The following is an 11,136-nucleotide window of genomic DNA, read 5'->3' on the forward strand; positions in this document are numbered from 1 at the left end:
TGGACGTTCCTTTTTGACCTATGACAACGTTGCCCAAGCGTGTACAAGACCGGCTGGCCCAGCGCCCTTTTGCCACACTGCTGGCACAAATTGGCCAATTAGGCGCTCAGGTGGGCATTGAAGTGTATGCCGTGGGAGGGGTCGTACGCGACTTGTTTCTGGATCGCCCGACAACCGATATCGATTTAGTGACGATAGGTGCCGGAAGTGGCATTCGGCTAGCGCGCCTGGTGGCGCAGGCGCTAGGAGGCTATACGGTGCACGTTTACGAGAATTTCGGCACGGCAGCGATTCGCATTCCAGCGCCCGACAAGCAGCGCACATTTGTACTGGAATTCGTTGCAGCCCGCCGGGAAAGCTATCGCAAAAACTCCCGCAAGCCCATCGTCGAAGATGGCACGCTCGAAGACGACCTGCAGCGCCGCGACTTTACAATTAACGCGATGGCCTTCGACCTGTGGCCGGAGCGTTTCGGGAGACTCATCGATCCCTTCTGCGGTCGACAAGATTTGCGCCGACGGTTGCTGCGCACGCCACTGGACCCACTGCAGACCTTTGAAGATGACCCCTTGCGCATGATTCGGGCAGCCCGTTTTGCAGCCCAGCTCAGGTTTCATGTGGCTCCTGAGGTCTTTGCAGCCATGCATGAAAAAGCCCACCGGGTCGATATCCTTAGCCAGGAGCGTATCACCGATGAACTCCAGAAGATGCTCTGCGCACCGCAGCCTTCTGTAGGCTTTAAAATTCTGGAGGCAACGGGTATTTTAGAGCGCATCTTGCCAGAGCTGGTCGCCTTAAAAGGGGTGGAGACGATCGAGGGCCACCGGCATAAAGACAACTTCTATCATACCCTGCAGGTGGTCGATAACCTTGCTACACTGGATGCCAGCCGTGCTTGCGAAGAAGACGGCGTTTGGCTGCGTTGGGCAGCGTTGTTCCATGACATTGCCAAGCCTGTCGTCAAACGTTTTGTCCCTGGCACAGGATGGACCTTTCATGGGCATGAAGAGCTGGGAGCGCGGATGGTTGCCCGCATTTTCCGGCGGCTTAAGTTACCTGTAGACCATCGGATGGAATACGTCCAAAAGCTTGTTCGCCTGCATCACCGTCCAGTGGCCTTGGTCGACGAACAGGTTACCGATTCGGCCATCCGCCGACTGCTCTTTGAAGCAGGCGATGCGTTGGAAGACCTTATGCTGCTTGTGCGGGCCGACGTTACCTCCAAAAACCCGCGCCGCGTACGGCGTTATCTGGAAGCGTTCGATCGGCTAGAGCAGCGCATGGCAGAGGTCGAAGAAAAAGATCGCATCCGCAACTTTCAACCGCCGGTGGATGGGGAAGAGATCATGCGCGTGTTGGGTTTAGCGGAAGGGGTGGCTGTAGGCCTGATCAAAGAGGCCATCAAGGAAGCAGTGCTCGAAGGACGCATTCCGAACGAGCATGACGCGGCTTTTGAATACATGATGGCGATCAAGGATGAAGCGCTTCGGCGGGCTGCCTTGTTTGAAGAGATGGTGGCAACGCTGCAGGGTCCGGAGCGAAAGGCACTGGGCGCAATTAAGGAGGTACTTTTTCGAGGCGATCTGCCGACCGACCATGAAGCGGCTTTGGCTAAGTTGCATCAGATTAAGGAAACCGTGCTGGCAGCATCGGCTGAAGCAACGCCTTTTAGCCCGGCCAAAGGGCCCGAAGCCGTTCGTTGAAGCCGATCAGGTTGAAAGCGTGGAAATACTTTTGCAAATAAGCCTTCAGTCGATCCCGCACATAGGCCTGAGCATCAATCCACGGAGCCAGCATCGCGTAAAGCTGGCGCCGTGCGGCTTGGACCGCGGGGTGCGTCCATACGTACCGACTACCCGTAGCAACAAGCCAGCGCTGTCGTTCTGGAGAGAGAGCCTCGAAGGGAAGATCTTTTTCTTCCGGCTGAAGCCATTTTTTCCAGCGGCCACTTTCGACAACGGCTTGCTTGAGTGCAATATCTAGCGTGACCGGCAAACCTCGGTGGCGGGCTTCGTGTATGAGGGTTTCTAAAGCCTCAAATTCTACCGCAGCCAGACCCGGACCTACGTTAGCTCCACCAATGCCAGCCTTGGGGTAAAGCTCAAGTCGGGTTACACCATCGGTATAGTGCCCTTTAATCAGGGCTCCATAGCGACGCACCAGGGCATCCAGCCGTTGGGCACGCTTAAAATCGAAATCCGAGGTATCGAGTTGCGTTCCGATGTCCCCTACGACAAAGACAGGATGGGGCAAGCCTTCCCGATCTAAAGCCTTCCAGAGTTGGTCTAAAAAGGCAGCCATCCGGGTTTCCGCCTCTAGGCCGCCGCCCACTTCCTCCGTGCCCACTTCATAGGCAACGGGAGGCAGTTTACGTGCTTGGCGATAGGATTCCGCATGCTGTAAAAGCGCGACCGTACGTTCAACAATGCGGTCAATCGGTATGGGAGATCCGGGCGACGCTTCCAGATCGACCGTAGGGTCTAGGTGCAGCAAACCGTAGCCGGCATCCAGGCAAGCCTCGATGGTGCGTAGCACCGAGCGAAAGGTTTCTTGAAAGGAAAGCCGATCGCGCGCATGTACGTCTTTTTTCCAGGGACCACCATGATCTAGCCCCAAAACCACGGGCAAATCCAGGGCAAGATGCTGGCGCTTTTGGGCTACAAATTGCGCTAACGTGTGGGGCGTCCAGCCGGTATAACCCCCATCTAAGTCTACCTGGTTCAGCGTAGCAGCAAAAAGCAGCGGCGCGTTGGCCTCGGCTGCAGCTTCAAGCGCAGCTTCAACAACAGCTACCGAGTTGGGACAGACGGCCAATAGCGTGTGCGCATAGGCCAGCGGACCGCGTAGCAGCTCAACTACCCAGTCAACAAAACTGCGATGACGCGCCCTCAAAGCGCGGACCAGCGCCTCACCATGTGGCACCTGTTCTCCCATAAGGCCGCTAGGGTTGCTGCTAATTTAATGTAAAATATTGAACTTGCAAAAAAGAAGGCGTCCGAAGCCCAGACGCCTTCAACCAAAAGAAGCAAAAACCATCAAGTCACTCTTCTGGCATAGCTGGTCGAATGTCCCACATCAACATTTGCTCGATGGTAGCATAGTCTTCTTCCCCATCTGGGCTGATAAAAACATAATCGCCCAGTTCTTGCTGGGATGGAGGCAGGCGACGCCAACGCGTGCCTTCCTGATCGACGAATTCGTCGGGATAAGGGTTTTCGACCCGGTAAGAAGGATGGTAAGAGCGATAGGTGAGCGCTGCCCGGTATAAGGCAACGCGGCGCGCCCCCGCTTTGGTGCGGCTTTCCCCCTCCACTTTGAAAGGGGTGATTTCTATGGTTGCCCGGTAGTAGCCATCTTCGAGCTCCGTGTATTCCGGACGCATGACCTTAAACTCGTCCGGGTGGGGGTAGGCGCTGCTATCGGTGTCGTACATCATGGCATTCGCTTTTGTTTGCAGCGTGTTGAAAGACATATCACGTGTACTCTGCAAGGAGCATAGGGGTTCAGGAAGGCAACAAAAAAGCCCGCGGCATTTTAGAGGGAACTTTTGTGGAATTCGAAGTTGCGTTTTTAGCTCGTGGCAGCCTCAATCTATGAAAATGGATGTTTCAAGACGCAGCCGCCGTCGTGTCTGGGCCGGTTTGACCTTAGTGCTGCTGCTGCCTTGGCTTGCAATGCAGTTCACAGATGCGGTATCCTGGAGCTTAATCGATTTTGGCGCAGCTGCCTTTTTATTGGCAGGACTTGGGCTTACCTATGAGGTAGCAGTCCGATTTGGAAGATCATTGGCTTATCGCATAGCTGTTGGTCTTGCAGGGGCAGCTGCAGTGCTGCTTGTTTGGCTAAGCCTTGGCGTTGGCATTATTGGAAAGGACGGCGATCCGGCTAATCTGATGTACTTTGGGGTGCTCGCGATTGGCGCAATTGGGATTGTGAAGGCACGTTTTCGGTCGCGAGGGATGGCCTGGGCGCTATGGGCTATGGCGCTTGCTCAAGGCCTGGTGACCGCAATTGCATGCATCGCGCGCCTAGGCTATCCATGGAGCGGACCAGCAGAATTGCTGATGCTGAACGGCTTTTTTGTTGGACTTTTTGCCCTTTCTGCATGGCTGTTTCAGCAGGAGGCGCAACATGAGCTTAATTGAAATAAAACACCCGCCACCCTCTGGTGACGGGTGTTTTATGCATGACCAGGCGTGCCCGGGACTGGACTCGAACCAGCACGCCCTTACGGGCACCGCCCCCTCAAGACGGCGCGTCTACCAATTCCGCCACCCGGGCTTGTGCAGTGACCCCGGCAGGACTCGAACCTGCGACCCTCTGATTAAAAGTCAGATGCTCTACCACCTGAGCTACGGGGTCAGGTGGGTAGAGGCGTGTAAAAATACACTAACCCCTACCCTAAGGCAAGAGCGCTAAACGCCCAAGGCTACCTAAAGGATTCGATCCCCTCAAGGCGGAGGAGCAATTAGGCAAAAATGCAAACAGCGTGCGCTTAGGGCTTATCCGGAGTAGCTTGGGCCAGCAATCGGCGTAGGAGCCGAACGTACGCCTGGCGATCTGGCGGTGTTGCGGGTGGGCGTATGCGATACAGCACCAGTCCTGCAAGCCCTAAAATCCGGGCTTTGGTTTGGTCGCGTGCTTGGCGCTCAGGAGCCGCGTGTAGTGGACTGTCCAGTTCAAAACAAAAACAGGGTCGGTAGTCTTGGTCTGGATCGAACACAACACAGTCGACCTGGGCTCGAAAGACATAGCTGCGTTCGGCCTCGGTCAGCGCATCGGCAAGCTGTTCATAGTCCAGCAAACAGCTCAAGGCTACGTTTGGATAAACCAGATAGGTTAGAAACACCTCGCGCACGGCCTGAAAAAACACAGCCTCCTGACGCGAGCGAAACAGTGAAGGCGGCGTAAGGCAGCGTGTCGGTACGTAGCGTTTCACAGCAAAACCGTCCCACGCTTCCCAAACGGGTTCCGTGTGCATTGGGGTCATGTAAGGAGCGCACAGCGGATGTTCGGGAAGCCAACGGGCATAAGCTTGGGCAACTTCGGGGCGGTCTGCGTGGCGCTCGACCAGGGCCACGACCACGTCGGCAAAGAAATCTTCCGGAAGCCTAAAAAGCTGCCCGGTATGCAGCAGAAACAACTTTTCGAGCACTTCCTTGGGCACACTGTTGACGTACGCGCGAAGCGCGTTAAGCAGCACTTGCGTTGCTTGTTGCAGGAGGGGGTCAATAGCCAGCGACATCCGGTTCTGATACAGCACCTCAAGCGCAGGCTCCCAGGCCTGCGCCTGCAGATAGCGGTAGAGCGCTTCAACGTCTGCAGGCGGTGGCATTGGCTTTTCCTTTTACAGGTTGTCAATTATTTTGGCCCCAACCTGTTTGGCATTCAGCCTGCTGTAACCATGAAACGCTTGATTGCTGTAGGGATCCTGCTTGGGGTTTGCGTGGCCCAAAGCTTGGGGCAGCCACGCCTTAGGATCGAGCAAATTATGCAAGACCCCAAGACGTGGATTGGGGCTTGGCCCTCCGACCCCTTTTGGTCAGAAGATGGGCAGTTTCTTTATTTTTGGTGGAATCCCAAAGGACAGTTTCCTTCAGATTCGCTTTTTAAGGTTGCGCGTAGTGGAGGTGTACCGGAAAAAGTCTCGCCAGAGGAGCGGCGCCATCTGCCACCCGCTTTCGACGGTTGGCATCACGGCATGTGGGTGTACGATGCGGACTTTCGGCGGAAAGTCTTTGTCCGTGAGGGCGATCTGTACCTGTACGATCGGCAAACACGTCGGCTTACGCGCTTGACGCGCACCGTTGAGGTTGAAAGTACCCCGCGCTTTACGCCCGATGGCCAAGCCGTTGTGTTTGTCAAAAACAACAACCTATTTCAATTGGACTTGCGCACGGGTGGGCTTGTGCAGCTTACCGACCTGCGACGTGGCAGCGAACCCCGTGAACGCAAACCAGACGGTCAAGATGCCTTTCTCCAAGCGCAGCAGCGGGCGCTCTTTGAGGTGATTCGTAAGCACGCGGAAGCACGCGAAGCTCGGGAAAAAGCCCAAGAGCAGGATCGGAAGGCTGAAAATCTCCCTCCTACGTTTTACTACGGCGAAAAAGAAGTTACCCAGCTCCAGCTTGATCCTACGGGACGTTTCGTCACGTTTGCACTGACAACCAACCCACCCCAGGAAAAGTCTACGGCCGTTATGGACTACGTAACGGAGTCGGGTTATGCGCAGTCCAGGCAAGCTCGGCCTAAGGTAGGGGTGCCGCCTGGAAGCTTTGAGCTCTACGTGCAGGATCTGCTGCGCGACACGACCTACCTGGTCAACCTGCATCAGGTGCCCGGTGCTTACGATGTTCCGGAATATCTTCAACAGCAGGGCATCAAACCCGACACGCAAAAAACCAAGCGCTTTCTCTATGCTTATGGTCCTTATTGGAGCGGGGATGGGCACTACGCGGTGCTAGAGATTCGCGCGCGAGACAACAAAGATCGCTGGATTGCTCGACTGGACCCCCAAACAGGCCAGCTGACTGTACTCGACCGCCAGCATGACGAAGCGTGGATTGCTGGACCAGGCATTTCTTGGTTTGGCGGGCGCAGCACCATGGGCTGGCTTCCCGACAATCGGCACTTCTACTTCCAAAGCGAACGTACCGGCTACAGCCATCTGTACGTGGTCGATGTCGAAACGGGCCAGGTCCGACAGCTGACTGATGGTCCTTTTGAAGTATTCGACCCTTTTATCTCTCGCGACGGCCGCTACTGGTACTTTACAAGTAGCGAAGGCTCGCCTTTTGAACGCCACTTTTACCGCATGCCTATCGACGGTGGGCCGCGAGAGCGCCTAACGACGCTGCCCGGCCGCAACGATGTGGTGCTCAGCCCTGACGAACAGACGATGGGTATACTTTATTCTTACAGTAACCGACCCCCAGAGATTTACCTGCAGCCACTACGGCGCGGGCGGCCTGCTGAGCCGCAGCGGCTTACGCATTCGCCTACTGAGGAATGGCTGGCCTATCCCTGGCGTGATCCGGAAATCCGTTTGATCGAAGCTTCCGACGGGGCACGCGTACCGGCCCGCGTCTATGAACCCGACGTGCTCAACGGGGCGGCTGTCTTTTTTGTGCATGGTGCCGGATACCTGCAAAATGTACATCGCTGGTGGAGCAGCTACTTCCGCGAATACATGTTCCACAATCTACTGGCTGACCTGGGCTACTTAGTACTCGACCTCGACTATCGGGGCTCGGCCGGCTATGGGCGCAACTGGCGGACAGCTATCTACCGGCACATGGGCGGTCGTGATTTGCAAGACTATGTGGATGCTTCGCGCTATGTCCAAGAGCATTATGGCATCCCGCCCGAGCGCGTGTTCATCTACGGCGGCTCTTACGGAGGTTTTTTGACGCTCATGGCGCTGTTTACAGCAAGCGAACATTTTGGTGGTGGGGCTGCACTGCGGGCGGTAACCGACTGGGCCCACTACAATCACCCCTATACGTCAAATATTTTGAATACACCGGAAACCGATTCGCTCGCATATGTGCGTTCCTCACCTATTTACCACGCTGAGGGGTTGCAAGACCCCTTGCTGATGTGCCATGGACTGGTAGACACCAATGTGCAGCCGCAGGATATCTTTCGGCTGGTGCAGCGCCTCATTGAGCTAGGCAAAGAAAACTGGGAGCTCGCTGTCTATCCGGTCGAGGGCCACGGTTTTGAAGAGCCTTCGAGCTGGACGGACCAGTACAAACGCATTTTGAAGCTCATCGAAGTTTCTGTGGGACCCAATCGGCAAAAGCCCTAAAATAAAAAGGCCCTGCCTCTGTGCAGGCAGGGCCTTCGAAGCTGCAGCGAGGGCTATTAAAACACGTAACGCACGCCAAGCTGAAGCTGCCAACGCGAAGCCAGGTTGTCGGTGACGAGTAGGTCGTCCCGGTCACTGATCGGCCTAAAGCGCACAATGGCGCGGCCCTGGGCATCATAGCCCTGGAAGTCGAGCAGCGGAACGGTTTCAAACGAGGCGTAGCGGACGTTGCCCCAGTCGCTGTTGAGAAGGTTCAGCACGTTCAGTAGCGTGGCCGTGATTTCCAGGCGCTGGTTGCGGAGGGTTTGGATTTCCTGCACCACGTTCAGGTCCAGCAGGTTGCGCCAAGGTGTGCGGGCCGAATTGCGCGGCACAATCTGACCGCGATATTTCCGAAGGCTGGGTTCGCTTTCGATGAAGGCATTGAGTTCGTTCCAGCCTCCAGGCGAGTCGGCTGTAAAGACGATCTCGTTGGCGTTGGCGGGTACGTAGATTGGATCGTTGTCGCGGCGCGTGTCGGCGTTTGCGTTGCCGTTATAGATCCAGGTGAAGGGGCTGCCCGAGCGCCCTTCATAGACTAGCATAACCGTTGTGGCAAAGCGGCGCTGGTAGCGCACACGGTAAGACAGGTGGGCTAAAATGCGATGGCGCACTTCAAAGTCGGCTGTGGCCAGCTCAGGGTTATTCACGTCGCGGGCTTCGTTAAACTGCCAGTTCGAAATAGCCCGGCTTGAAGTGGCATTGTTAACATTTTCAGCACGGTTCCAGGTGTAGAAAAGTGCACCTCCTAGCCCCTCGGATTGGGTTTCGCGCTGCACCCCAAGGGTTAGGCTTGTGCTGTAGCCTTTGTCGGTGTTTTTAAGCAGGATGGCGTTTGTAAAGCGCGGGTCTTTGCGCTCGGTTCGGCCGTTGAAGCTCGGCTGTCCGTAGAGCACCCGGCCCCCCTGCGCTGTGCCTGTCCGCACGATGTTCAGGTTCTCAAAGACAACGTCGTTCAAGGTTTTCGAATAGAGGAACTCTACGGTGCCGATTAGTCCATAGGGCAATCGCTGATCGAGGGCCAAATCGGTACGCCAGACCTGTGGAAACTTGAAGTCTGCTTCGATCAGGTTAACCTCGGTGGTGGTGATGGGTGCCAGGCCGCAGGTAGTACCCAAGGCCGTTCCAGGACGCGGCTGAGCGCTTGGATCCGGTGTAGGCACAAAGCATCCCGCAGGCAGATTGCGGGCATCAACGCGTCCAAAATCTACCCCGGTATTGCTGTACTGGTTGGAGATCCACACAAACGGGGTGCGGCCAGAGAAAATGCCTGTGCCCCCACGGAGCTGTGTGGTGCGGTCGCCTTTGGAAAGATCCCAGTTGAAGCCCAGGCGCGGCGACCAGAGCAGGTTACCACTGGCCGTGGTAGAGGTTCGGTAGCCAGGGAAAGCTTCAGGCACAGCGGGGTTGTCCAGTGGTTTATCCGGATACAGGGGTACGTCCACGCGCAGGCCTAAGGTTACACTAAGGTATGGTGTGGCCTGATACTGGTCTTGCACGTAGAAACCGAGCTGGTAGGCGGTAAACTCAGCTCGTGGTTGAGGATTGTTCAGGAGCGAATAGCTAAAGTAGTAGCGCGACGGCCGTCCTGCCTCAAAGTCGGCAATGCTGTTAAATTCATACGCGCCGTAGTAATCCTGGATAAACAGGTTGCTGAAACGGTAGATTTGATTGCTGGTCCCGAGGGTGAAGGTGTGTTTCCCCCGGAAGTAGGTCAGGTTGTTGGTCAACTCCCATAGGTCTTGGTCTAAGGCGTTGGCTTGGGAGAAGCGGTCGATGCCCAGATTGACTGTATAGCGGCCGTTGACCAGGATGCTGACCTGAGGAAACGGCTCGGCTTGGACGGTTCGTTTATCGCGAATGCGCGTGTAGACCAGCCGGGCTTCGTTGAACAAGTTGGTACCAAAGGTGCTTTTGAGCTCCAGCACACTCGAGTGCTGCACGCTCTCAAAAATCCAGCGCCGGTTGGACAGGTCGAAGCTAAAGGCGCCGCGGTTAATGCCTTCGTCTTTATTGGCGTTGACGTAATTATGGCGCAGCGTTAGCCGATGGCCAGCGGCCAGATTCCAGTCGATTTTGGCCAGTAGCTTTAAGTTATCCGTACCGTTCGAAAGCGGATCATAGCTGCCTGGATCATAGCCGTAGCGCGTGCGGGCAAGGTTAATGATGCGGTTTAGAGAATCGGCTGTCACGTTAAAGATGGTTGCGGCCCGGCTGCCCACAATGCCCACGTCGAGGGGTGTTTTTCGGCGCTGATATTCCGCATTGACGAAGAAGAACGCACGGTTGGGTTGGATAGGGCCACCGATGTTGCCGACCAGCGTATACTCCGAGAAGTCGCCGAAGGGGACGGTTTCGCCAGCAGGCGTTTTAAGATCACCCACAAAGTTCTGGTTTCGACCCAGGTAACGTACCGATCCACTTAGGCGGTTGGAGCCGCTTTTGGTGATCGCATTAATCGCGCCGCCAGTAAAGCCGTTGTAGCGGACGTCAAAGGGTGCAATGTCGATATTGAATTCTTGGATTGCATCCAGCGAGATGGGTTGCGCGTCGGCCTGTCCGCCAGGCATACCCGTTCCGGAGAGGCCAAAGACGTCGTTTAACGTAGCCCCATCGATCTGGATGTTGTTGTAGCGATTGTTACGGCCCGCCAGTGAAAAGCCTCCGCTCGCTTGAGGCGTTAGGCGCGTGAAGTCGGCCAGGCTGCGTGTAATGGTAGGTAAGCGCTCGATAGTTTGGGCGTCGATGTTCGTGCTAGCACCGGTGCGGTCGGAATTGAGAACCGAGCTACGAACGCCCACTACCTCGAGGGCCTCGAGCTGGACCGTAGCCTCGGCCAAGGCAAAGTCCAACACGCGCGCTTGACCCAAAGGCAGCATCAGGTCGGTTTCTCGACGCGTTTGGTACCCCACAAAGGACACAGTTACCGTGTAAGGCCCGCCTGGCCTGAGGTTTAAAAGGGCATAACGCCCGTCTGCTTGCGTAATGGTGCCGTACGTGCTACCGGTAGGTTCATGAATAGCCACCACGTTGGCTCCAGGTAGCGGATCGCCCCGCTCGTCGGTAACCGTTCCGGTTAAGGCAGCAGTGGTGACACCTTGGCCGTAGGCCACTACGGAAAGTCCTGCCCAAAGGAGCCAAAAGCTCAGTAAGCGTCGCATAGGAAAACTTTAGGTTAGGTTCACAAGTGGGTTGCGTGGAAAGCACACGGGCTAAAACTACAGTGCCTGTCCCATTAAAGGTGTGAAGTATCGCGGCATTACGGTTTGTTAAAATGCTTTTTGGCG

7 protein-coding genes and 2 tRNA genes are annotated in these 11,136 nt (G+C 56.0%); 3 read left to right on the forward strand and 6 right to left on the reverse strand.

The genetic code is table 11. From position 1 onward, the window contains the following. Positions 1-20 precede the first annotated feature (20 nt). Positions 21-1,703, forward strand: a complete 1,683-nt coding sequence (locus J8E65_RS03345; RefSeq protein WP_210373940.1) for a CCA tRNA nucleotidyltransferase — start codon at positions 21-23, stop codon at positions 1,701-1,703. On the opposite strand, the gene J8E65_RS03350 is transcribed toward J8E65_RS03345, so the two are convergent. Together J8E65_RS03350 and J8E65_RS03355 are read right to left on the reverse strand one after the other, a co-directional pair. Further along, positions 1,669-2,934: a class II D-tagatose-bisphosphate aldolase non-catalytic subunit gene (locus J8E65_RS03350; protein ID WP_210373941.1), complete on the reverse strand. Its 1,266-nt coding sequence runs from the start codon at positions 2,932-2,934 to the stop codon at positions 1,669-1,671. The genes J8E65_RS03345 and J8E65_RS03350 overlap by 35 nt on opposite strands. Positions 2,935-3,040: 106 nt before the next feature. Further along, positions 3,041-3,436 carry a hypothetical protein gene (locus tag J8E65_RS03355; protein WP_237181577.1) on the reverse strand — a complete coding sequence of 132 codons (396 nt, stop codon included), beginning with the start codon at positions 3,434-3,436 and terminating at the stop codon, positions 3,041-3,043. Between the two features lie 157 nt (positions 3,437-3,593). On the opposite strand from J8E65_RS03355, the gene J8E65_RS03360 reads away from it, so the two are divergent. Continuing rightward, positions 3,594-4,145: a hypothetical protein gene (locus J8E65_RS03360; protein ID WP_210373942.1), complete on the forward strand. Its 552-nt coding sequence runs from the start codon at positions 3,594-3,596 to the stop codon at positions 4,143-4,145. Between the two features lie 52 nt (positions 4,146-4,197). On the opposite strand, the gene J8E65_RS03365 is transcribed toward J8E65_RS03360, so the two are convergent. The 3 genes from J8E65_RS03365 to J8E65_RS03375 all read right to left on the reverse strand — a co-directional run bounded on the left by J8E65_RS03365 (position 4,198) and on the right by J8E65_RS03375 (position 5,335). After that, a tRNA-Leu gene (locus tag J8E65_RS03365) sits at positions 4,198-4,281 on the reverse strand. Between the two features lie 8 nt (positions 4,282-4,289). After that, a tRNA-Lys gene (locus J8E65_RS03370) sits at positions 4,290-4,362 on the reverse strand. Between the two features lie 133 nt (positions 4,363-4,495). Beyond that, positions 4,496-5,335, reverse strand: a complete 840-nt coding sequence (locus tag J8E65_RS03375) for a DUF2726 domain-containing protein (RefSeq protein WP_210373943.1) — start codon at positions 5,333-5,335, stop codon at positions 4,496-4,498. Positions 5,336-5,404: 69 nt separating this feature from the next. Between J8E65_RS03375 and J8E65_RS03380 the strand changes: the two genes are divergently transcribed. Continuing rightward, complete coding sequence (locus tag J8E65_RS03380; RefSeq protein WP_210373944.1) at positions 5,405-7,810, forward strand: prolyl oligopeptidase family serine peptidase; 2,406 nt, start codon at positions 5,405-5,407, stop codon at positions 7,808-7,810. 56 nt (positions 7,811-7,866) lie between these two features. On the opposite strand, the gene J8E65_RS03385 is transcribed toward J8E65_RS03380, so the two are convergent. Beyond that, entirely contained in the window at positions 7,867-11,010 is a 3,144-nt protein-coding gene (locus J8E65_RS03385; protein ID WP_210373945.1) for a TonB-dependent receptor, read from the reverse strand. Between the last annotated feature and the right edge of the window lie 126 nt (positions 11,011-11,136).

It is taken from the genome of Rhodothermus bifroesti (assembly GCF_017908595.1).
In the GTDB taxonomy this organism is placed as follows: domain Bacteria; phylum Bacteroidota; class Rhodothermia; order Rhodothermales; family Rhodothermaceae; genus Rhodothermus; species Rhodothermus bifroesti.

Bases quoted from the DNA above. Each gene is read 5' to 3' on its own strand.
- J8E65_RS03345 (WP_210373940.1), top strand. From the start codon at position 21: ATGACAACGTTGCCCAAGCGTGTACAAGACCGGCTGGCCCAGCGCCCT.
- J8E65_RS03350 (WP_210373941.1), bottom strand. From the start codon at position 2,934: ATGGGAGAACAGGTGCCACATGGTGAGGCGCTGGTCCGCGCTTTGAGG.
- J8E65_RS03355 (WP_237181577.1), bottom strand. From the start codon at position 3,436: ATGATGTACGACACCGATAGCAGCGCCTACCCCCACCCGGACGAGTTT.
- J8E65_RS03360 (WP_210373942.1), top strand. From the start codon at position 3,594: ATGAAAATGGATGTTTCAAGACGCAGCCGCCGTCGTGTCTGGGCCGGT.
- J8E65_RS03375 (WP_210373943.1), bottom strand. From the start codon at position 5,335: ATGCCACCGCCTGCAGACGTTGAAGCGCTCTACCGCTATCTGCAGGCG.
- J8E65_RS03380 (WP_210373944.1), top strand. From the start codon at position 5,405: ATGAAACGCTTGATTGCTGTAGGGATCCTGCTTGGGGTTTGCGTGGCC.
- J8E65_RS03385 (WP_210373945.1), bottom strand. From the start codon at position 11,010: ATGCGACGCTTACTGAGCTTTTGGCTCCTTTGGGCAGGACTTTCCGTA.